Below are 22245 nucleotides of genomic sequence, written 5' to 3'. Positions count from 1 at the left end.
ACGCCACGATAAAAATGGTATCACCTGAACATGATGGGGTACAAGGTCGTTCGCTCGGGCTTGCGAGAAGTCGAAACGGCGACCGCGCTCAGCTACCGCCCGTCAGCACTCGCTCCAGCCACAGGACTCGCAGGTCTTGCAGCCTTCGGAGTAGTACAGCGACAGCGAGCCACACTCGGGACACTCGGGGGACTCGCCGGCGTCGATGAGATCCTGGATCGCATCATCGTCGTCGGCCGACGCGCCGGCGGCGGCCGCGCCGCCGTCGGTCTTCGGTCCGTCGACGACGTCCGCATCCGCGTCGGCCGCGTCCTCTAAGGTCTGCTGGGTCGGGTACGGTTTGTCGATTTCCTCCTCGAGGTAGCGGCGCATCGCGGTGCCGATGGCGTCAGGGATCGACTGGATCTGCTCGCCCTTGTCCCAGGCCACTTTGGGGCTTCGGGTGCCACAGAGTTCGTCGACGATCTCTTCGGGGTCGACGCCCGAGCGAAGCGAGGTCGAGATGACCTTCGCCAGCGCCTCGGTAAAGGAGTTCGTAAAGCCGCCGGAGTGGCCGATGTTCGCGAACAGCTCGAACGGCTGGCCCGTCTCGGGGTCCTCGTTGATGGTGACGTAGACCTTCCCGTAACCGGTGTCGATGCGCTGGCTGACGCCGTGGAGGGCGTCGGGTCGCTCGCGCTTCTCGGTGAAGTCGACCTGGACGGGCTCGCGGTCGTCCGCCTCGTCGACCAGCGAACCGACGTCGTCCTCGAGGATCTCCTGGACGTTCTCGCTCTCGAGGAACGCCTCGAGGCCGCCGAAGATCTCGTCGATCTGCTCGACGAGCGCCTCGGCTGCCTCGGTCTCGTCGGCGAAGTCGGCATTGTCCGCGCGCGTGGTCAGTACCTGCTTGCTACGAGTGCCGTCGCGGTAGTAGGTGACGCCCTTGCCGCCGTGCTCGTAGATGTACTCGAAGACGTCCTTGGCGTCCTCGAGCGTGGAGTCGCTGGGCGCGTTGACCGTCTTCGAGATCGCGGAGTCGACGCCGGCCTGACAGGCGACCTGCACGCCCGCGTGTGCCTTCGCGGAGAGATCGCCGGTCGTGACGAACAGTTCGCCGATCGCGTCGGGCACCGTCGAGAGCCCCTCGACGCCGTTGAACTGGTTGGTCGCCATCTGCTCCTGGGCCTCCTCCTTGACCGCGTCGACGTCGATACCGTTGTCCTCCAGCACCCGGAGGAAGTAGTCGTCGAACTCGACGAGCATCTCGTCGCCCTGAACGTCGTCGGAGACGTTCTTGTAGTAGGCGACGTTGTAGATCGGCTCGCAGCCGCCGGTGGTGTTGCCGACCATGCTCGTGGTGCCCGTCGGCGCGATGGTCGTCGTGTTGTGGTTGCGGATCGGGAACCCGTCGGCCCAGTCGTCGGCGTCCTCGCCGGTCTGGTGTTCGAACCACTCGCGGTACTCCGTCGGGTTCGCGTACTTGGACTCGTCCCACTCCTCGAAGCTGCCTCGCTGCTCGGCGAGTTCGTGGGAGGTCCACTTCGAGGTGTGGTTGATGTGGGTCATCAGCTGGCGGGCGACCTCGTTCGAGGTCTCGCTGCCGTACTCCATGCCCAGCTGGATGTACAGCTGGGCGAGGCCCATGATGCCCAGGCCGATCTTGCGCATCTCCCGGACCTTCTGTTCGATCTTCTCGACCGGGAAGTCGCTCATCGTGACGACGTTCTCGAGGAAGCGCGTCCCCATCTCGATGCGACGGTCGAACTCCTCGAAGTCGACGGCTTCCTCGAGGAAGGCCTCGACGGCCGCCTCGAGGTCGTCGTACTCGTCGCCGTGTTCGTCGTACCAGACGCGCCAGTCCGGCGCCTCGAGATCCGCGAGCGTCGAGAGGTTGATGTGCCCGAGGTTACAGGCCTCGTACTCCTCGAGTGGCTGTTCGCCACAGGGGTTCGTCGCGAGGATGCGGTGGTCGGGGTGTTTCTCGACGTCGAAGGAGTGCTGTTTGTTCACTCGCTCGAGGTAGATCACGCCGGGCTCGCCGTTCTCGTGGGCGCCCTCGACGATGTCGTCCCACAGCTCCTCGGCGGGAATCGACAGCTCCTCGCCGACCTCGACGTACTCGCCGAGGCCGAACATCTCGTAGAGCTCCTTCGTCTCCGCGGTCGCGACGTGGGGCTCCTCAGTACGGGGGTTGGTGAACGTGAACTCCTCGCCGTTCTGCAGGGCCTCCATGAAGTCGTCCGTGACGCCGACCGAGATATTGAAGTTCGAGAGGTGGCCCTCGACGGCGTTGCGAAGGTGTTTGGGAACGCGACCCTCGTCGTCGATCAGTTCGCGGGCCTCCTCGAGGGCCGCCTGGAAGGAGGTGTGGGTGTAGTCGTCGGGGTCGTTCAACCGCAGCGTCTCGGCCAGGGAGACGTCCTTGTTCTTGGCGTGGATGAACTGGATGACGTCCGGGTGGGAGACGCGCATGACGCCCATCTGGGCGCCCCGTCGGGCGCCGCCCTGGGCGATCGTCTCGCACATCTGGTCGTAGGTGCGCATGAACGTGATCGGGCCGCTGGCGATGCCGCCGGTACTTCCGACCGCGTCGCCGTAGGGGCGAAGCCGCCAGAAGGCATACCCCATGCCGCCGCCACTCTGAAACACCTGAGCGGCCTCTTTAGCGGTCTGGTGGATGTCGTCAATGTCGTCCTCGGGGGAGTCGACGAAACACGCCGAGAGCTGCTGGAGCTCGTCGCCCGCGTTCATCAGGGTCGGCGAGTTCGGCATGAAGTCGAGGTTCGCCATCATCTCCTGGAACTCCTCGGCGACGTCCTCGACGTGTGCACGGACCTCCTCGGGCAGTTCGGGAACGACGGTGTCGTAGGCGAACTTGTTAACGTTGTAGATAGAGAGCGCGGCTTCGGCCTCGTCGTCCGCCGTGGTGCCCGCCCCGAAGACCTCAGCGGCGAGTTCGTCCCGCCGCGGGTGGTCGGGCTTGAGCTGGTCGGGCGTAACCGTAATCTCGAGGTCGCGTTTTTCGGCCTCGAAGACGGCCTCCGCGAGCGCGATGTTCTTGCCGACGCGGTCGAACAGGTCCTCCTGGCTCTCGACGAGTTCGCCGTCGGCGTCCTTGCGGAGGTATCGGGCGGGGAGAATGTTGTCGTAGGCGTTGGCGGTCAGGCGCTCCTCGAGGGTATCCCCCTCGGTGCGCTTGATCGGGAGGGTGAGCTCCTCCGCGGAGAGGTCGGATTCGCTCATGCGCGGGTCACCTCGAGGGTAGCCCGCCGACGCGTGCAGATTCCGTCGCGGGTTCGGGTCCTGGCGTGGGTCATTTCTAACGAAGGTTCGATATTCATGCTTTCCTCATAAACATACTGTTCTACCTCTACCTATGTTGAGGTAGTACAAGTGTGGTTGTTTAGATGTTACTATGGGATAGGGCTTCTTTCGCTCCAACTGGGGCGATATTATTGTCGTTAGTGGATACGAGGTGGACGGTCTTAACAGTTGGCGGACGCCTCTAGTAATTTAGATGACATCCGTGATACTACCGTGAATCACAATGGCAAAACGGAAGTTGACCGGGATTCCGTAGCTGCCACTTGGCCCTCTTGTTCTCAGGATCGATATTATTGGTCCTTGATAGCGGTGAAAAAGCCACTTCCAATATTTTGCAAACTTTAATACACTGGGTTTGTGTACCCTAAATCACGCCACCACTCATTGTAGTGTGTGGCAAAATATCAGAATGTCGCTCCGACTGTGATCGCAGTCAGGAACGATGTTCGAGTACCAGTGCGGCTAACCATAGAATCACTGCGAGGGGGATAAGAAGGATCCCGACCCACTCACCAAAGTAGACGAGGTCCGCGACACCGCCCCACGCGAAGATCTGTGGTACTTCCCTTACGATTATTATTCACCTCCGCCTTCTTCCTGACACGCTTGCTATATTCACGGTCAGTCATTTGTGGCGAAAGTTCGGTATTCATGCTTTCCTCATAAACATACTGTTCTACTTCCACCTGTGTTGAAGTAGTGAAGCCTAGATTGTATACGCACCTGTAATACAGGTGGCTGACAAGCGAAACGGTTCTTGAGTATCTATTATTAATCACCTCGCCAGCGGTCTCATCATTTTCAGAGTAGGCTAAGAAGGATTTTCACACGGTATTTATCTTAATTGAACCTGCTGTTCTACGCTGCCGAACACTAATCAAATACAAGAACTGTATTGTCTGGTACTCATTCAATATATCCAGAAAGACTACATAGTTGCCGTGCGGGGTGGAACGTATGCTCGATCCACTGACGTCCAGCACGGGCTTGCTCGCCCTGGCCGCCCTCGCCCTCGTCCTGGTTACGATCCTCGCTGTTCGAGTCGCGATCAAACTCGCCGTCCGCGTCGGCCTCGTCGCCGGCGTCGCCCTCGCGGGGCTCTACACCGTCGGCGTTATCGGATAAGGTACCGGTAGTTACGCGACGGTACCAGAAAGCGGTAGCTACGGATTCGACGGTTCTGCTCAGGCTGGCAACACGGAATTGCCACGCCCTCCCCACCCGATTCACTCGGTCGCGTTGCTCCCTCGTTCATCCCTCGCGACGGCTTCGGCGAACGGCTCGCAGATTGCTCACGGTTCCCTGCAGTCACCGTTCGCTTTCCGAGGCGCTCATGCTATTCGCGCCTCGCTCTGCTCGCCGTCCGCCAGCGCGCGCCACCGCAACGCAGGTCGCTCGGTCGGGAGTAACAGACCGTCGCGTCGAGTATAGCCGAACCGATCTCGTCACAGCCCCTCGAGGAAGTTCTCGATCACGTCGTGACCGACGGCCGTGAGCACGCTCTCGGGGTGGAACTGCACGCACTCGATCGGGTGCTCGCGGTGGCGCACGCCCATGACCAGCTCGGTACCGTCGTGGTCGGCCGTCGCCGTCACCTCGAGGCAGTCGGGTACCTCCGTTGCGACCAGCGAGTGGTAGCGGCCGGCCCGGAACCCCTGCTCGAGGCCGGCGTAGACGCCCTCGCCGTCGTGATCGACCGCCCAGGCCTTGCCGTGGACCGGGTCGGGCGCGCGGCCGACCGAGCCCCCGTAGGCGTAGACGGCCGCCTCGAGGCCGAGACACACTCCGAGCGTCGGTACCTCGGGGCTGACCTCCCGGAGGACGGCCGTCGAGACGCCGACGTCGCGGTCGTTCTTCGGGTGACCCGGGCCGGGGCTGACGATGATTCCGTCGGGGTCGACGGCCCGGACGTCCTCGAGCGAGGCCGTATTCTTGCGCACCTCGGTCTCGGTGCCGGGCTGCTGGCTGACGTACTCGACGAGGTTGTACGTAAACGAGTCGTAGTTGTCGATCACGAGGACCCGGACGGGCTCTCCCTCCGACTCGCGTTCATCCGCAGTCCCGGTCGCGCTCATTGCCCCACCTCTGGGGTGGCCTCGGTCCGTTCGTCCTCGATCTTCTCGAGGGCGGCCAGCACGCCGCCCATCTTCTTCTCGGTCTCCTCGTACTCGGCGGTCGGGTCGCTGTCGGCGACCAGCCCGGCGCCGGCCTGGACGGTGATTCGATCGCGGTCGCCGTCGGCTCGCGGGTTCCCCGCTCGCTTATCCGCGGCGCGTGGCGCCGCGCTCTTCTCGACGGTGGCGGTCCGAATGACGATCGCGAAGTCGGCGTCGCCCGTCCAGGAGTAGTAGCCAACTCCGCCGCCGTACAGCCCGCGGGGTTCGGCCTCGAGGTCGTCGATGATCTCCATCGCGCGGATCTTCGGCGCGCCCGAGAGGGTGCCCGCGGGGAAGGCGGCACGGGTCGCGTCGAACGCGTCGGGGGACGCGGTCGCCCGGGCTGTCGAACGTGGTTCGGCAACGTCCGCGTCCTCCGCTAGCTGGCCCGTCACCGTCGACTCGATGTGCTGAACGTGGCTGTACTTCAGGACGTTCATGAACTCGTCGACCCGCACCGATCCGGGCTCGGCGACCCGGCGCACGTCGTTGCGCGCCAGATCGACCAGCATCGTGTGCTCGGCGCGTTCCTTCTCGTCGGCCAGCATCTCGCCGGCTAGTCGGCGGTCCTCGACGGGGCCCGACCCGCGGTCGCAGGTGCCCGCGATCGGGTTCGACATGATCTCGCGCCCGCGCACCGAGACCAGCGTCTCCGGGCTCGCGCCGACGACGGTCAGGTCGTCGTGCTCGAGCAGGTACATGTACGGCGAGGGGTTGATCTCCCGCATCGCCTCGTAGAAGCCGATCGGGTCGACCTCGCCGTACAGCTCCCGGGTCCGTGAAATGACGCCCTGGTAGATGTCGCCGTCAAGGACGTGCTCCTTCGCGCGGCGGACGCTCTCCTCGTACGCCTCGCGCGAGCCCGCCCGCTCGTCCTCGCGAACGAACCCACCCGCGTCCGGCTCCGGGGCCTCGCCGAGGGTCCCGGCGACGTCGGCAGCCTCCGCGAGCAGTTCGTCGTAGACCGCGTCGGGATCGTCGCCGTCCTCGAGAACGGGCGTGAACACGAGCGAGACCGTTCCGTCGCGCTCGTCGAACGCGAGCGTCTTCGTCGTCAGGACGAACTGCGCGTCCGGAAAGCGCGAGTCGGGGCGCTCGCAGCCGACCTCCTCGAGCCAGAGGTCGTAGACGGCGTCGTAGGCGAGAAAGCCGACCAGCCCGCCCTCCAGGTGCTGGCGGTCGTGCTCCGGGAAGTTCTCGAGTCGGACGTCCGGCAGGGCGGCCCGGAGGGTGTCGACCGTATCCCCGTCGGGATCGCTCTCGAGGGACTCGAGCGGCGGGTTCGCCGAGAGGGCCTCGACCGACGCCCCCTCGGGCCCGACGGTGACGACGGCCTCGGGATCGTAGCCGACGTAGGAGTACCGGGCGTGGCGATCCGCTCGGGTGGCGTTGGGTCGGAAGGCGCCGTCGGGATCGCTCGAGGCGGTCTTTTCGGCGCTCTCGAGCAGGAAGGCGTACGGCGAGCGCTCGCGGTCGCTTCCCGCCGAACGGCCGGTCAGGGCCGCGTACGCGGCGAGCGGCGACGTCTCGACCTCGAGTTCGGCGACGGCCCGGACGACGACGGGACGGGACTCGCCGGCCTCGACGTGCTCCCGGAACGCCTCGCGGTCGATGTCGAGTGCGACCGATCCAGTTGTCGCTCGTTCGTCGTCGCTCATGATCGGAGGATCGGCGCGGTCGCAGTCTTCGCTCGTTCGACGAATGTCCGAATCGCCTCGGGATCCGTTCGCCCCTCGGCGTTCTCGATCCCGCTCGCGACGTCGACGGCGAACGGGTCGACCGCCCGAACCGCCTCGGCGACGTTCTCGGGGGTCAGCCCGCCGGCGAGCACGAGCGGGGAGTCGAGGTCCGCCGCGAGTTCGCGGGTCAGTTCCCAGTCGTGAGTCTCGCCGGTGCCACCGCCGCCCTCGGCCGCGGGGGTGTCGACGAGCAGCCCGTCGGCGACCGCGTCGTACGCCTCTGCGGTCGCCGCGTCGCTCTCTCCGGCCTCGAGGACGACGAGCACCGTCGCGTCGACAGCCTCGCGGACCGAGGCCACCTCGTCGGGCTCGAGCGTCCCGTGAAGCTGGACGGCGTCGGCGCCGACGCGCTCGACCAGCTCGATCGCCGCCTCGGGCGTCTCGGGCATCGTCACGAGCACGGTCGTCACGAACGGCGGCGCGGCCGCGGCGAGGGAACGCGCGCGCTCGGGCTCGATCTCGCGGTGGGTGTCGACGGGGACCTCGGAGATGAGCCCGACGGCGTCGGCGCCCGCCTCGACGGCCGCCTCGAGGTCGCCCTCGCAGGTGGTGCCACAGGCCTTCACCCGCGTCATCGTCCCTCCTGGGTCGGCGTCCGGGTTCGGTTCTGCGCACAGAGGTCCTCGAGCTTGGCCGCGGCGTCTCCAGCGTCGATAGCCGCGCGGGCCGCGTCGACACCCGCGGCCAGCGAGTCGACCTCGCCCGTGACGTAGACGGCCGCGCCGGCGTTCGCGAGGATCACGTCCCGCTTCGCACCGCCCACGTCGCCCTCGACGATGCCGCGCATGTCGGCCGCGTTCTCGGTCGGCGAGCCGCCCGCGATCTCCTCGATGGCGCGTTCCTCGAGTCCGAGGTCGGCCGGCTCGAGGACGTACTCCTCGACGTCGGTTCCCTCGACCTCCGCGACCTTCGTTCGGTCGTGGATCGCGATCTCGTCGGTGCCCGCGCCGTGGACGACTAGCGCGCGCTCGACGTCCATGCGCGAGAGGGCGTCGGCGAGCACCGGGACGAGGTCGGGATCGTAGACGCCGACGACCTGCGCGTCGGCGCCCGCAGGGTTGGTCAGCGGCCCGAGGACGTTAAACAGCGTCCGCATGCCGAGTTCCTTGCGCGGACCGATGACGGCCTTCATCGCCGGGTGGAAGACGGGCGCGAGCATGAAGCCGATCCCGTCGCGCTCGATGGCGTCCTCGACGGCCGGCGGTTCGGCCTCGATCTCGACGCCGACCTCCTCGAGCACGTCCGCGCTCCCAGACGACGACGAGACGGAGTAGTTGCCGTGTTTGGCGACTGGAACGCCGGCGCCGGCGGCGACGATCGCGCTCGTCGTCGAGACGTTGATTGTGTCGTAGTCGTCCCCGCCCGTGCCGCAGGTGTCGACCAGCGGCGTCCGGGCAGGATCGATCGTCAGCGCGGCCTCGCGCATCCCCTGGGCGAAACCCGCGATCTCGGCCTCGGTCTCGCCTTTCGCCCGCAGCGCCGCCAGCAGCGCGCCGATCTGGGCGTCGGTCGCCCCCTCGAAAACGGCCGTCGAGGCCGCTCGAGCCTCCTTCTGTGTGAGATCCTCCCCGTCGGCCACCCGTTCGATGAACTCCTGCATAGTGAACACCAATGTACGTAGTTGTCTTACAATGACCAAATAAGTACACTAACTTAAGCGTGTCGCCGGACCGTGGGGCCGAGTTACGCACAGCGGACGATTCGAAACCTTCAATTACGGTGGCGGGCAACGAACGAGTGCAGGCGAGGTGGCGCCCGACGCCACGGACGCGAAACCAGGCGGGTTGGTGGTCTAGTCTGGTTATGACACCTCCTTGACATGGAGGAGGCCGGCAGTTCAAATCTGCCCCAACCCATTTCTGACGAACTAACACGACGAACGCAGTGAGGAGTGCGTTCGCCAGAAATTGGTAGGCAGTTTGAACCAGGGAGTGAAGCGAACGAAGTGAGCGGAACGACCGTGGTTCAAATCTGCCCCAGCTCCTCGTTGGTAGACTGACAAGCGACGCGTGAAGCGATCTACTACCGCACGACCCTCTCTCACCGAGACTCGAGCGCCCGTCGTTCGAGCCATCACCACTCGAGTCCCTTCCCTTCGATCGAGAACCGTCCCCAAACCCGTCCGCTCACGGTCGCTCCCGCCGATATTGTGTTTCATGGCCAACACTTTTCCACGGCATCGGACTAGAACGGAACGGTATGAGCACTAAATCCGCAAGTCCCACGGACTACGGCCTCGGCGGCAGCACGAACTGGCTGCTCGGCGGCGCGATCGGAGGTGTAGTCGGGTCGTTGCTCTTCGGCGTCCTGCTGTGGGTCGTCGATCCGGCGATCGTCACCGACACTATCCCCGGGATCTACGGCTTCGATCCCGACGGTGCGACGCTCGGCTGGGTGTTCCACCTGTTCCACGGACTCGTCCTCGGGCTCGTGTTCGGGTTCCTGATCTCGCGCGAACTGATCCTCGGTACGATCACCGCGGACACCCAGTTCGACGTCCTCGAGGAGACCGGCCTGACGGTGCGGTTCGTCCTCGCCGGCTTCGTCTACGGACTGGCGGTGTGGGCGCTGCTCCCGGTCATTGCGGGTACCGTCCTGATCTCGATCGGGGGCGCCGACCCCGTCTTCCCCGCGATCGCCGTCGAGACTCTCGTCGGCCACCTGCTGTACGGTTCCCTGCTCGGGGCGCTGTTCTCGGTGTTCGTCGACACCGAATCGTCCGCCGAGGACGTCGAAACGCCGTTCGACGACGCGTCCGACGCCTAGCGCTCGAGGCGTGCGATCGTTTCCCCGTCCCGTTTTTCGACCTCGACTAACCCGTCATCCGCGAGATCCGACAGGAGCCCCTCGAGCCACTCCCGGCCGTACTCTCCGTTGGGAGCGTAGTCGACCCGGATCCGGTGGCCGAGCGCGTCGAGCCCGAGTTCGTCGTACTCCCGCAGCGTTCCGATGACCCGTCCGCGGAACTGCCGACGGCTCCCCTCGAAGCTGGGCTGGGTCGGCACGTCGGGTGCCGTGAAATCCCCGGTCTCGTAGGCCGAACACCACTCCCGCCAGGGACAGCCGACCTCGTCACAACGGGGCGTCTGCCGGCAGGCGACCCCGCCGAGTTCCATAACGGCGTTGTTCCAGACCCTCGAGCGTCCCGCGGGCATGAGTTCGTTCGCCCGCTCCTCGAAGGCCGAATCGTCGTCGGGGACGTCGAAGGCCCGATAGAGGACGCGTTTGACGTTGGTGTCGACGACCGCGTTCCCGCTGTTGAACGCAAAGCTCGCGACGGCGTTCGCGGTGTAGGGACCGACCCCCATCAGCTCCTGGAGCTCGGCTGGCGTCTCCGGAAACTCGCCGCCGTACTCCGCCTCGACCTGCCCGGCGGCTTCGTGGAGGTACTTCGCGCGGTTGTTGTAGCCGAGGCTGTGGTCGGTCCAGAAGCCGACGACGTCGGCCCGATCCGCGGCCGCCAGCTCGGCGGTCGTCGGCCAGCGCTCGAGGAAGTCCTCCCAGGCGTCGACGACCCGGTCGAGCTGGGTCTGCTGGCTCATCACCTCGCTGACGAGGATCTCGTAGGCGTCGTCGGTCTCCCGCCAGGGGTACGACCGGTGGTCGGCCTCGTACCACGCGATCAGCGACTCGCGGACTGGCTCGAGATCGTCGGGTACCGACGGCTCGTCGGCCCCGGAGTCGACGTCGGCGTCGGCATCACTCATCGGCCGTTCTAGCGACTCCCCCGGCTTACGTCTACTGAATCGGCCTGCGATTCGAACGCGCTCGAGGAGCCTCGTCGGACGAGCACGAAAGGTCTATCCGCTCCGAATGAGTCCGCTCCCGTATGAGTCTCGACGATCTCAACGACGACGTACAGGAGTCCTACGCCGACGTCGGCGACGAGCTGACGGTCACGCTCGATCGCGAAACGAGAAACGAACTCGCCCTGCTCGAGTCGGCTCTCGAGCCCGAGGCGACCGACGAACTCGTCCGCCGGGCGATCCACATGCTGTTCCAGACGACCGTCGAGAGCGGGAAACTCGACTTCCAGCTGCGCTCGGGCTACGACGTCACCTACGACGAGTACCTCTCCGGGATGACCTACGACGAGATGACCGGCGCCGACCAGTACCCGAGCATGGACGACGAGCGACGCTACCAGTTCTAACCGACGAGCGCGAGCGGCGGCCTCAGTTCTTCGGGGCCGGAAGCCTAACGGAGAACGTCGACCCCTCGCCGGGCTCGGAGTCGACCCGGATCTCCCCGCCGTGGCGCTCGACGATCCGCTGACAGAGCGCGAGTCCGATCCCGGGTCCAGCGTGGTCGTCGACGGGGTGGAGCCGTTCGAACACTTCGAAGACCCGATCGGATTCGCCGTCGGGGATCCCGATTCCCTCGTCGCTGACCGAGACGATCCACGTCTCGCCGTTCCGTTCGGCCTCGACCTCGATCTTCGGGGGCGTCTCGCCGCTGTACTCGATCGCGTTCTCGAGCAGATTCTGGAACAGCTGTCGGAGCTGGCTGGCGTCACCCTCGACGCGGGGCAAGGAGCCGACCGAAAGCACCGCGTCGCTTTCCTCGAGCCGGAGCCGGAGGTCGTCGCGTACGTCCTCGAGGACGTCCTCCAGGTCGACGGGCTCGAGGGGCTGGCCCTGGTTTTCGACCCGGGAGTACGCGAGTAGCCCGTCGATCATCTCGCGCATTCGGTCGGCGCCGTCGACGGCAAACGCGAGGAACTCCCGTCCGTCCTCGTCGAACGCCGTGGCGTAACGGTCTTCGATCAGTCGAAGGTAGCTCGAGACCATCCGTAACGGCTCCTGGAGGTCGTGAGACGCCGCGTAGGCGAACTGCTCTAAGCGCTCGTTCGACTTCTCGAGGCGGTGGTTGGATCGCTCGAGGCGCTCGTTCGTCCGCGCGAGTTGCGCGTTCGTCTCCTCGAGGCGCTGCTGGTAGCGCTTGCGCTCGGTGACGTCGATGATAACGCCCTCGAGGGTCTCGACGACGCCGTCCTCGACGACCGCTCGCCCCGTTTCCTTGACCCACCGTTTCGCTCCGCTCGCGGTCTCGATTCGGTAGGTCATCGAGAACGGCTTCCGATCGGAGACGTTCGCCTGGATCCGCTCCCAGAGCTCCCCGCGATCCGTCGAGCTGACGACGTCGGTGCCCCACTGTACGTCCCCCCGCTCGAGCGTCGTCGAGCTGTAGCCGGTCAGTTCCTCGCAGCCCTCGCTGACGAACTCCATCGGCCAGCCGCGCTCGTTCCGACAGCGGTAGACCATCCCCGGGACGTTACTCATCAGCCTGGAGAGCTCCCGCTCCCGATCGCGGAGCTCCTGTTCGACCCTGCGCTGGTCGGTGACGTCGCTCGCGATCCCGACGATCCGATCGACGGTGCCGTTCTCGTCGCGGATCGGCACGGCGCGATCCCGAACCCAGCGGACCTCGCCGTCCGGTCGAACGACGCGGTACTCCTCGTCGTACGTTCCCTCGCGCTGTTCGGACAACGCCTCGCGGACGCGGTCCCTGTCCTCGGGGTGGATCGCGTCGACGAACGACGACGGGTCCTCGTACAGCGAGTCGCGGTCCCGACCCCAGACCTCCTCGTAGGCCGGATTCACGTAGAACATCTCCGCTTTCTCGGGGCTGCTCAGCCAGACCACCTCCGCCACGTTCTCCGTGACCTGGCGGAACTTCGCCTCGCTCTCCCGGAGGTCGGTTTCGATCCGCTTTCGCTCGGTGATGTCGACGAACGAAAACACTGCCCCCGATATCTCGCCGTCCTCACGCAGTGGCGTCCCGCTCACCGAGAGCCAGATCCGTCGTCCGTCGGCACGCTCGAGCCCGATCTCGAGGTCGTGGATCGTCTCGCCGTCGGAAAAGACCCGTCGGGTCGGAATCTCGTCGGGTGAAAACGGCTCTCCGTCAGGTTTCACGGGATCGAGGCCGGCCGTTCCGCCGGCGAGGTCCTCGAGCTCGTCGGCCGCGTACCCCGTGATCCCCTCGGCTCGTCGGTTCATCCGCTCGAACGAGCCGTCGGGGCCGAGCGTGACGATTCCGGTCGGATTCGTCTCGATGATCCGGTCAGTGAGATCACGCTCCTCGCGCAGGCGCCGTTCCCGTGCTTTCTGCTCCGAGATATCCCGGAAGTACACTGACAGCCCCGTCTCCGAGGGGTAGACGTGGATCTCGAACCAAGTCTCGAGCGGTTCGGGGTAGTAGAGTTCGAACGAGGACGCCTCCTGGCGCTCCATGGCGCGTTCGTACTCCGTGCGGAGTTTCGAGTCGGCGGCCCACTCGAAGACGTCCCAGACGCGCTCGCCGACCAGTCCTCGACCCGTGACATCGATCAGCTCCGCCGCGCGCTCGTTGACGTGCGTGAACCGCCACTCGGCGTCGAGCGCGTAGAAGGCGTCGGTCACCCGGTCCAGTATCTCCTCGAACTCGGTCTCGATTCGTTTCCGGTCGGTGACGTCGGTCAGCGCAAAGACCACGCCGGGACGGTCCATGCCGTCTGTTCGCAACGGCGCAGCGTCGACCGAGAGCCAGACTCGCGTTCCGTCCGGGCGGGTCGCGCCGAGCTCCACGTCGGTGACCGGTTCGCCGGTCTCAAGGACCCAGTCGAACGGGAAGTCGTCGGTCGAGATCGGCTCCCCGTTCGCGTCGACGAGCCCCCAGCGCGGGTCGTCGTGGGCGACGTCGGCGATCTCTGTACGACTCCGTTCGAGAATCTCCTCCGCTCGCTCGTTCGCGAACTGCAGCGTTCCGTCGGCGTCGACGACCGTGACCCCGACGGGGCTCCGTTCCAGAAACTCCCCCTTGCGGGTCCACTCCCCGCCGAGTTCGACGTCCGCGTCGTCGGACGCGGACTCGAGCGCGCCAGCGAGGACGTTCGCGATCGTCCGCAGGGTCGCGGCGTCGTCCGCATCGAACGCGTTCGGTGCCGCGGCGCGAACCTCGAGGACGCCCCAGGGGTCGTCGGTGCCGACGGGCGCCCAGAGCCCGCTCCGGACGTCGCGCTCGAGCAGCCGATCTGGCCACTCGGGTTCGCGACCCGCTCGCAGCTCGTCGACGGCGACGGGCTCGCCGCGGGCGATCGCCCGTCCGACGGGCGAGTCCTCGGGGTCGATCGCGACCGTCGCCGACGCGGCGCCGTCGCTCGTTCCCGTGCTCCGGCGACATACCGCACGGTCGCCGCGGGGGAGCCGCTCGAAGACCAGACAGGCGTCGGCCTCAAGGGCCCCCGTGGTGGCGTCGACGACCGCGTCCAGCAGCTCCTCGGCGCCCTCGATCCGGAGCGCCAGCTCGGACAGCTCCGCGACGATCGCCTGCGGGCTCGAGCGGTCGGTGAACGCTGCGTCGTCTCGGGACGAACTCATTCCGAACTCATCGTTGCTTCGGACGGATAAGGAGGATGGCCAGTTCTCAGTCGTCGATCAGCGCCGCACTCGAGAGCGCCTCGTCGATGTCGGCCTCGGCCATCTTCTCGATCAGGGCGTCGACGACCTCCTCGCGTTTGCCCTTGACGAACTTGATCGAGCCGACGACGAGGTGGCCGCCGCCGGAGACGCCACCGCCGGGGATCTCCTCCTCGAGCTCCGAGACCATGTTCGGGATGTCGAGGCGAACGCCGTCCGAGCGCAGGACGGCGAAGTCGGGACCGTAGCCGACCGTGATCACGGGGTCGCCGGTCTCCTCGATCTTTCGGTCGTGGATCTCGCCGGTGGTCTTGCCCGGCGCGGGGTAGGTAAAGCGGTGGGCGTAGTTCTCGACGTCGATCCCGTAGAGGTGGGCGCCGTTGTCCAGCTCCTCGTGTTCGACGTGGGGCATGGCGGCCTCGAGCTGTTCGTCGACCTCCCCGCGGGCGCGGTCGGCGAAGAACGACACCAGCTCGCGGTGGCGCTCCTCGTCGTCGGAGTCAACCTGGAGCAGGTCCTGGATCAGCTGATCGCCGGAGTTGTACCGAAGCCAGAAGGCGGCGTAGTCTAGGGCCTCGCTGACGTCCTTGAGCCGCTCCTCGTCGTACCCCTCCTCGGCGGCAAGGGCGAGGTAGTCGTCCATCGCGTCGGCCTTCGAGCGATCGGAGAGACCGGCGACGGCGGGGATGTGACGGAGCTCGTCGGTCATCTCGGGGTAGATCATCCGGGCGAGTTCGACACAGAGCATCCCCGTCGTGATGCGGTAGTCCTCGTCGTGGAGGTAGGGGTTGACGTGGGCGTCGAGCAGTCCGCCGACCGCGTCGGGATCCGGGTGGTGGTGGTCGAGCGCGACGATGGGGATGTCGTAGTGGGCCAGCGTCTCGTAGGCCGGGACGTCCTCGGCCGTCGAGCCGTTGTCGAGCATCAACAGGAGCGGAAGCTGCTGGCCGTGTTTCTCGCGGTCCTCGAGCGCGAAGTTCAGATCGCGCGTGGCGTCTTCCATCTCGTAGAACGGCGCCTTCGCGGGCAGGCGTTTGATGAGGTGTCGGGGGGCGTCCTCGTCCTCGTGGACCTCGCTGATAAACCGCTCGAGGGCGATCTGGACGGGGACGGCGGCGCACATCCCGTCGCCGTCGGCGTGGTGGCGCACCCGGATGGGGCGTCCCTCGAGAACGGTTTGGCGAAGCAGCGTCGCGACCTCCTGTAGGTTCGGACGGAGCTTCTCGAAGGCGGGCCAGTCGATCAGCGGCTCGACGTCGTGGGGCTCGGCGCGTTCCTCGAGGGCGGCCTCGAGTCGCTCGCGGGCTTCCTCGGCGTCCTCGCCCTCGAGCTTCGAGAGGCCGTCGACCTCGATCTGAACCGACCCCTCGCGGTGTTCGGGCATCCCCGTGACGCGGACGACGTCGCCGACCTCGATGGAGGGGTAGGCGCGGACGCCCGCTTCTTCGAAGGCGGCACAGGGAACGACGCCCTGCTCGTCGGCGACGTGGAAGATCGTCGGGCCGCCGGTCTGTTTGACCTGGACGATCTCGCCCTCGACGTGGATCTGGTCGCCGACATTGGCCTCGAGGCGGTCGGTACCGGTCAGCGAGTACTCCCGGGAGACCGACTCGAGGGTGTACTCCTCGACGTCGACGGGTTCGAACGCTATGTCGCCGTTCTCGCGGATCGATTCGAGCTCGACGACGAGCTCGTCGCCGACGGCGTAGGTGCCCTCGAGGACGGACTCGTGGACGAGTCCGGAGATCGAATCCGAGAGGTCGACGAAGACGCCGTAGTCGACGATACCGTTGATCTCGGCCAGATACGGCCGGTCCTGTTCGAGGTCGTCTGCGGTGCAGTCGGCAGCGAGATCGTAGACGACGGAATCCCCGTCGTCCGCGCCGGAGTCTCCGGCGGGCTCAACAGTCATCGTTGCCCGTTGTTTGGGACGGGCGCGTATAACCCTTGTTAAGCCTGCCGACCCGCTGGGTGGCCTTTCGGAACGTTTAGCAACCGGAAGCCCGGAGGGAGGGGTATGGGGCTGTTCGACGCGCTGTTTCGCTCGAGCGAGGTTCTCGGCATCGCCGAGGAGACCCTCGAGTTCGCCATCGAGTCCTCCGAGGCGGCCCACCCGGACGAGTATATGGGCTTTCTGCGGGGTACCGAGGCTCGCGAGCTCGGACTCGAGCAAAGCGGGCTCATTATTACGGACGTACTCGTCGTGCCGGGAACCGAATCGAACAGCGTCAGCGCGACGGTCCGGACGAGCCAGATCCCCAACGACGTGAAAGCGCTGGGGAGCGTCCACTCCCATCCTAACGGCGTGCTCCGTCCCAGCGGCGCGGACCTGGAGACGTTCGGCCGGGGGAGCGTTCACGTCATCATCGGCGCTCCCTACCGCCGAAGCGACTGGAAAGCGTTCGACTCCCAGGGACGACCGACGACGCTGAACGTGATCGACGTTGAACTTCCGGAAAGCGACGAGTTCTTCGACTTCACACAGGCCGATATCGACGAGGACCTCCAATGACTCCCAACGCGACTTGCTCGCTCGAGGCGACCGACGAGTCGGACTCCGATCGACGACCGGTGACGGCGACGGCGGAGGCGCGATCATCGACATGAGCCGCGGCCGAACCGTCATCGCGCAGGGAACGTTCGACATCCTCCATCCGGGACACGTCCACTACCTCGAGGAGGCCGCCGCCATGGGCGACGAGCTGTACGTGATCGTCGCCCGGAAGGCCAACGTCGATCACAAGGAGGCGCCCGTCTGTCCGGCGAGCCAGCGACGGGACGTCGTCGGCGCGCTCGAGGCCGTCGACGAGGCCCTCCTGGGCCACGAGGAGGACATCTTCGTCCCGATCGAGGAGATTGATCCCGATGTGATCGCACTCGGCCACGACCAGCACCACGACGCCGACGCGATCCGAACGGCGCTCGAGGGACGCGGCGTCGACTGCGAGGTTCGTCGAGCGAGCGCGCGCGAGCCGGCGGCCGACGACGAGATCCTGTCGACGCGGCTGATTATCGATCGAATACTTGAACGCCGCGGCTGAGCCCGCTCGCGGGGAGGGAGCGATAGTTAGCTAACCGCCGATGTGGAAAATATATCTACGGTGAAAAACGTAGGTGGAGGCAATATAATCCCCTTCTTTCCGACGCAGAGCCAACCGGCGTCGACGAAACGGTCGGTAGCTCGCGTCTCCGGCGTTCGGGCCCATTTGGGTGAGACAAATCTTGCCTCTTCCTACGGCCCATGTTTCGGAATTCTCGGGGTAGAGGGCCTGAAACCCGCAAACTTTTGAGGGCGGAGTACGGAGTATGTCGGTATGCAGACGAACTCCACTCGCAGGCGGTTTCTGGCGGGAAGCACGACTGCGGGAATCGTCGCCGTAGCGGGCTGTCTCAGCGAGACGGACGGCGACGAGAGCGACGACCCGAACGGTGACGACGCCGACGATCACGACGGCGACGACGCCGAGGACACCGACGACGCGACCGACTACGCTGACGCCGAGTACGAGGTCTGGGCACTCGATCAGGGGACCGACAACATCCACATCTACGAACCCGGCGAGGGCGACGCCGAGTTCGATCTGAAGACGACTGTCGACCTGAACGAGCTCGAGGGCGTCCCGGAGGAGGGCGTCGTCCCGCACATGATCGACTTCAGCTCGGACTACGAGTACGCCGCCATCGCGTGTACGGCCGGCCAGCGCGTTCTCGTCTTCCGAACCGAGGGCTGCGAGCTCGTCGGCAACGTCGAGACCGGCCCCGGTTCGCACATGGCGATCTTCTCGCCCGACGACGAGTACATCCACGTCGACGTGATCGACGAGGAGGCGGTCGCTCGCGTCGATGCCGACCTCGAGAACGAGTCCTTCGAGGAGGTCGACCGCCTCGAACTGGCCGAGGACGAGACGGTCCAGGAGGCCGGCATCGAGTCCGCGAACCCGATCTGTCACCAGTTCGATGGGCAGGGACGATCGCTCCACACGCTCGGCCCGAGCTACCACGACGCCGGCGTCGTCATCGTCGACCACGACAGTTTCGAGGTCGAACGGGCCTACTCCGGCGACGAACTACCGGCTAACTGTGGAACCATGCCCCACTTCGAGGACGGGAAGTTCTACCTCACCGCCGGGCTGCCGTCGGATCCCGACGAGGGCGAGGACGGCGTCGGCAAGTACTACGTCTACGACGTCGAGGAGGACGAGATCATCGTCGACGGCGAGAGCACGGAGGGCGTCGACGCCCACGGCTTCTGGTTCACTCCCGACGGCGAGGAGCTGTGGGTGCTGAACCGCGAGACCAACGACGGCGTCATCGTCGATCCGGAGACCGACGAGGTCGTCGAAGAGATCGAGGCCTTCGGGCCCGCCCAATCCGACGATCCCGAGGATCGCGACGCACCCGACATCATGTGGTCCTCGCCGGACGGCGAGTACATGTTCGTCACCCTGCGCGGTCCCGTCCCGCTGTCGGGCGACCCCCACGCCGCGACCGGCGTCACGCCAGGTTTCTCGGTGCTCGATATCGAGAGCCGCGAGATCGTCGACGTTGTCGAGCCGGATCCGATCGACGACTACGAGGAGGAGGAGCTGCAGGCCGCACGAGACGAGGAGGACGACGCGCCCGCGATTCCGGACTTCCACGGGCTCGGCGTTCGCGTGTTCGGTGACGGCGACGGCGAGATTCCGAACTCGCCGCCGTTCTGATCGGCACCGCTAATTTTTGCTGACGCAGGACGGCGGGAGCCGTATCGAGTCCACCGTATGGCCGGTCTCGACGAAGTGGTCGATCGCCTTCCGCGAGACCTCCTGCTGGGTGTCCCCGTCGTCCGTACTCGCCCGCCAGTCACACTCGAGACAGTACTTGTGCATTCCTCGCCCTGTTCGGTAGTCGGGGACGGGTCCGGGAAAGACCCGTGCAGGAAATCGAAGGGAGGCTACTCCCGCTTGACGCCGGGGTTGGTCACGGCGCCGTTCGACGCCGAGTCGAAGTCGCGGCCGTACTTCGCCAGCACGCCGGCGTCGTAGGCCGGCTCGGGCTGGTCCCACTCTTCTCGTCGAGCCTCGAGTTCCTCGTCGCTGGCGTCGACTGCGAGGGTCCGCTCCGGAATGTCAATGATGACCTCGTCGCCGTCCTCGAGCAGGCCGATCGGGCCGCCGACGGCGGCCTCGGGCGCGACGTGGCCGATCATCGGACCCCGCGTCGCACCGGAGAACCGGCCGTCGGTGATCAGCGCGACGTCGTCTTCGTGGCCGGCGCCGACGACCGCGGCGGTGACGCCGAGCATCTCGCGCATCCCCGGTCCGCCCTGGGGACCCTCGTTGCGGATGACGATCACGTCGCCGCTCTCGATGTCGCCCTCCTGGACGTACCGCATGGCCTCCTCTTCGGTCTCGAAGATCCGGGCGGGACCCTCGTGGTGGAACTGGTCCTCGCCGGTCGCCTTGAGGACGGCGCCGCCGGGGGCGAGATTGCCCGTCAGGATCTTGATCGCGCCCTCCTCCTGTTTGGGCTCGTCGACGGTGTAGAGGAAGTCGGCCTCGATCTCCTCGTCGGCTGGGAGCTCGCGCTCGGCTTCGAGATGCTCGAGCTCCTCGGCGATCGTTCGCCCCGTGACGGTCATGGCGTCGCCGTGGATCAGGTTCGCCTCGAGCAGTCGCCGGACGACGATCGGCACGCCACCGAGCTCGTGGAGGTCGTTCATCACGCTGTTGCCGCCGGGCTGAAGGTCGGCGATCTTCGGCGTGCGCCGGGAGATCTCGTCGAAATCCTCGATCTCGAGGTCGATCCCGGCCTCGCGAGCGAGCGCCAGCAGGTGGAGGACGCCGTTGGTCGAGCCCCCGATCGCGGTCTGGAGCGCGATGGCGTTCTCGAAGGACTCGCGGGTGAGGATGTCGGAGGGACGGCGGTCGGCCTCGACGACCTCGACGGCGAGTTCGCCCGCGCGCTCGGCGACGTCGTAGCGCTCCTCGTCCTCCGCGGGCGGGGAGGCGCTGCCCAGCGGGGCGAGGCCGAGGGCCTCCGAAACCGAGGCCATCGTGTTCGCGGTGAACATCCCGCCACAGGAGCCGGCGCCGGGACAGGCGCTGCGCTCGAGATCGTCTAACTCCTCGGCGTCCATCTCGCCGGTGCCGTAGGCGCCGACGCCCTCGAAGACCTGAACGATGGTGACGTCACGGCCCTCGTGCTCGCCGGGCATGATCGACCCGCCGTAGAGGAACACGGAGGGGAGATCGGTTCGGATCGCGGCCATCATCATGCCGGGCATGTTCTTGTCGCAGCCCCCGATTGTGACGAGCCCGTCCATGCGCTCGCCGAAGCTGACGAGTTCGACGCTGTCGGCGATCAGCTCCCGGGAGATCAGCGACGCCTTCATCCCCTCGGTCCCCATCGAGATCGCGTCCGAAATCGTGATCGTGCCGAACTCGATGGGCATCCCGCCGGCGGTGTCGGCGCTCTCGAGGGCCGAGTCGGCGACGTCGTCGAGGTGAACGTTACACGGCGTGATGTCCGCGGCCGGGTTCGCCACGCCGATCATCGGCGAGGAGAGGTCCTCGTCGTCGAACCCCATCGCGCGAAACATCGCGCGGTGGGGGGCCTTCTCGGCGCCCTCCGTGACCTCGCGGCTCTGGAGGCGCTCGTCTTTCCCGTGGTCGAACCGATCGTCGCTGCTCATGGTCGGCCCTTGTCTCGAGGGGACATAAGTCACGCCTTCTCCTCAAGGGTTGCTGGCGATCGGGTGCCGGCTCCCGGGTTCGGTCGTCGGTCATACTGTCGGGCGGAAGTCAGAGAGAAGTCGATCGCGAGTTCGCGGCCGTTGCCTCGGGAAACGGCCACAGCTGAGCGATCGATCTTCGAATAGTTCCGTCCGACAGTATCAGTGGCTCGGAGTCTCGAACCGGGTAGCCGCCTTCCGAAGCGCCTCCCGAGTGTCGATGCTCTCGAAGGTATCCCCGCTCACACTCTCGAGTTCGCCCTCGTCGACGACGACAGTGTCGAGTTCTTCCAGGGCCGCGAGGATCCGCCCGTCCTCGCCCTCGAGGGCGTCGGCGCAGGCCCGGGCCATCGGCTCGGTTCGGTAGACCGCCTGGGTCGTCTGGTACCAGCCGTCATCGAGCTCGACGAGCGCCCCGTCGCGGCCCTCGGCGCGGTCGGCCAGCGCCTCGAGCAGGGTAGGGTCGACGAACGGCATATCACAGGCCACGACCGCGGCGTACTCTCGGGTGGCCGTCTCGAGCCCGACGGCGATCCCCGCGAGGGGTCCGCGATCGGGTTCGGGATCGGTCGCGAACGCGACGGGCTCGGGGAAGTCGACCATCGCCGCCTCGATCGCCTCGCGCTGGTCCTCGCGACAGTTGATTACGAGTTCGTCACAGACCGTCGCGAGCCGATCGGCGACCCGCCTGATCATCGGCGTTCCCGCGAGCTCCGCTACTGCCTTGTCGTCCTCGCCGAACCGGGTCGAGTAGCCGCCCGCGAGGACGACCCCCGACAGTGATCGCTGGGAGTGGGAACTCATAGTCGGCGCTTGGAGTGGGGAGCCGTAATACCTGTCGGGGACGATGCGAAACCGACCGTTCGTCCGATCCGCTGCCCGTACCGGATGCTAGCTGAGGAACATAGATAATAATTACACACAAATCATGA

17 protein-coding genes and 1 tRNA gene are annotated in these 22245 nt (G+C 66.1%); 7 read left to right on the top strand and 11 right to left on the bottom strand.

What is annotated here, in order from left to right; all coding sequences use genetic code 11:
- Positions 1–102: 102 nt before the first annotated feature.
- Positions 103–3225, bottom strand: a complete 3123-nt coding sequence (locus ACFEMD_RS16030) for an adenosylcobalamin-dependent ribonucleoside-diphosphate reductase (protein ID WP_394742195.1) — start codon at positions 3223–3225, stop codon at positions 103–105.
- A gap of 1038 nt (positions 3226–4263) precedes the next feature.
- On the opposite strand from ACFEMD_RS16030, the gene ACFEMD_RS16025 reads away from it, so the two are divergent.
- Positions 4264–4431 (top strand): hypothetical protein, encoded by a 168-nt coding sequence (locus tag ACFEMD_RS16025; protein ID WP_394742193.1) that lies wholly within the window; start codon positions 4264–4266, stop codon positions 4429–4431.
- A gap of 320 nt (positions 4432–4751) precedes the next feature.
- Here the strand turns inward: ACFEMD_RS16025 and trpG are convergent, their stop codons facing one another.
- From trpG to trpD, 4 genes are read right to left on the bottom strand one after another with little or no spacing between them, the layout of a single operon-like run.
- Positions 4752–5381 (bottom strand): anthranilate synthase component II, encoded by a 630-nt coding sequence (gene trpG / locus ACFEMD_RS16020; protein WP_394742191.1) that lies wholly within the window; start codon positions 5379–5381, stop codon positions 4752–4754.
- Positions 5378–7120 carry an anthranilate synthase component I gene (trpE, locus tag ACFEMD_RS16015; RefSeq protein ID WP_394742189.1) on the bottom strand — a complete coding sequence of 581 codons (1743 nt, stop codon included), beginning with the start codon at positions 7118–7120 and terminating at the stop codon, positions 5378–5380. Before trpE ends, trpG begins: the two co-directional genes overlap by 4 nt.
- Positions 7117–7776: a phosphoribosylanthranilate isomerase gene (locus tag ACFEMD_RS16010; RefSeq protein ID WP_394742187.1), complete on the bottom strand. Its 660-nt coding sequence runs from the start codon at positions 7774–7776 to the stop codon at positions 7117–7119. The genes trpE and ACFEMD_RS16010 overlap by 4 nt, the downstream gene beginning before the upstream one ends.
- A complete protein-coding gene (trpD, locus tag ACFEMD_RS16005) occupies positions 7773–8801 on the bottom strand; it encodes an anthranilate phosphoribosyltransferase (RefSeq protein WP_394742185.1) in 1029 nt (342 codons plus the stop codon). The genes ACFEMD_RS16010 and trpD overlap by 4 nt, the downstream gene beginning before the upstream one ends.
- Positions 8802–8982: 181 nt before the next feature.
- Here trpD and ACFEMD_RS16000 point away from each other — a divergent pair.
- Both ACFEMD_RS16000 and ACFEMD_RS15995 read left to right on the top strand, forming a co-directional pair.
- Positions 8983–9057 (top strand) — tRNA-Val (locus tag ACFEMD_RS16000).
- A 343-nt stretch (positions 9058–9400) separates the two neighbouring features.
- Complete coding sequence (locus tag ACFEMD_RS15995) at positions 9401–9967, top strand: hypothetical protein (RefSeq protein ID WP_394742184.1); 567 nt, start codon at positions 9401–9403, stop codon at positions 9965–9967.
- On the opposite strand, the gene ACFEMD_RS15990 is transcribed toward ACFEMD_RS15995, so the two are convergent.
- Positions 9964–10908 carry an HhH-GPD family protein gene (locus ACFEMD_RS15990; protein WP_394742182.1) on the bottom strand — a complete coding sequence of 315 codons (945 nt, stop codon included), beginning with the start codon at positions 10906–10908 and terminating at the stop codon, positions 9964–9966. The two genes, ACFEMD_RS15995 and ACFEMD_RS15990, sit on opposite strands and share 4 nt — an antisense overlap.
- Before the next feature lie 122 nt (positions 10909–11030).
- On the opposite strand from ACFEMD_RS15990, the gene ACFEMD_RS15985 reads away from it, so the two are divergent.
- Entirely contained in the window at positions 11031–11354 is a 324-nt protein-coding gene (locus ACFEMD_RS15985; RefSeq protein WP_394742181.1) for a hypothetical protein, read from the top strand.
- Positions 11355–11376: 22 nt separating this feature from the next.
- Here ACFEMD_RS15985 and ACFEMD_RS15980 read toward each other — a convergent pair whose 3' ends face one another.
- Together ACFEMD_RS15980 and ACFEMD_RS15975 are read right to left on the bottom strand one after the other, a co-directional pair.
- The gene (locus ACFEMD_RS15980) at positions 11377–14562 is read right to left on the bottom strand and encodes a PAS domain S-box protein (protein WP_394742178.1); all 3186 of its coding nucleotides are present in this window, start codon (positions 14560–14562) and stop codon (positions 11377–11379) included.
- A 46-nt stretch (positions 14563–14608) separates the two neighbouring features.
- Positions 14609–16513, bottom strand: a complete 1905-nt coding sequence (locus ACFEMD_RS15975; RefSeq protein WP_394742176.1) for a DHH family phosphoesterase — start codon at positions 16511–16513, stop codon at positions 14609–14611.
- A 105-nt stretch (positions 16514–16618) separates the two neighbouring features.
- Here ACFEMD_RS15975 and ACFEMD_RS15970 point away from each other — a divergent pair, with 105 nt between their 5' ends.
- The 3 genes from ACFEMD_RS15970 to ACFEMD_RS15960 all read left to right on the top strand — a co-directional run bounded on the left by ACFEMD_RS15970 (position 16619) and on the right by ACFEMD_RS15960 (position 19304).
- Entirely contained in the window at positions 16619–17113 is a 495-nt protein-coding gene (locus ACFEMD_RS15970; protein ID WP_394742174.1) for a Mov34/MPN/PAD-1 family protein, read from the top strand.
- Positions 17114–17204: 91 nt separating this feature from the next.
- Positions 17205–17642 carry an adenylyltransferase/cytidyltransferase family protein gene (locus ACFEMD_RS15965; protein WP_394742172.1) on the top strand — a complete coding sequence of 146 codons (438 nt, stop codon included), beginning with the start codon at positions 17205–17207 and terminating at the stop codon, positions 17640–17642.
- Between the two features lie 273 nt (positions 17643–17915).
- The gene (locus ACFEMD_RS15960; RefSeq protein ID WP_394742170.1) at positions 17916–19304 is read left to right on the top strand and encodes a YncE family protein; all 1389 of its coding nucleotides are present in this window, start codon (positions 17916–17918) and stop codon (positions 19302–19304) included.
- Between the two features lie 9 nt (positions 19305–19313).
- Here the strand turns inward: ACFEMD_RS15960 and ACFEMD_RS15955 are convergent, their stop codons facing one another.
- The 3 genes from ACFEMD_RS15955 to mobA all read right to left on the bottom strand — a co-directional run bounded on the left by ACFEMD_RS15955 (position 19314) and on the right by mobA (position 22117).
- Positions 19314–19469: a hypothetical protein gene (locus ACFEMD_RS15955; protein WP_394742168.1), complete on the bottom strand. Its 156-nt coding sequence runs from the start codon at positions 19467–19469 to the stop codon at positions 19314–19316.
- 65 nt (positions 19470–19534) lie between these two features.
- Positions 19535–21274 carry a dihydroxy-acid dehydratase gene (ilvD, locus tag ACFEMD_RS15950; protein ID WP_394742165.1) on the bottom strand — a complete coding sequence of 580 codons (1740 nt, stop codon included), beginning with the start codon at positions 21272–21274 and terminating at the stop codon, positions 19535–19537.
- A 201-nt stretch (positions 21275–21475) separates the two neighbouring features.
- Positions 21476–22117: a molybdenum cofactor guanylyltransferase gene (mobA, locus tag ACFEMD_RS15945; protein ID WP_394742163.1), complete on the bottom strand. Its 642-nt coding sequence runs from the start codon at positions 22115–22117 to the stop codon at positions 21476–21478.
- Positions 22118–22245: the final 128 nt, after the last annotated feature.

This window comes from Natronococcus roseus (genome assembly GCF_043677095.1).
Taxonomy (GTDB): domain Archaea; phylum Halobacteriota; class Halobacteria; order Halobacteriales; family Natrialbaceae; genus Natronococcus; species Natronococcus roseus.
Note: the sequence above shows the minus strand (reverse complement) of the source record. Positions and strands in the feature narration are given on the sequence as shown.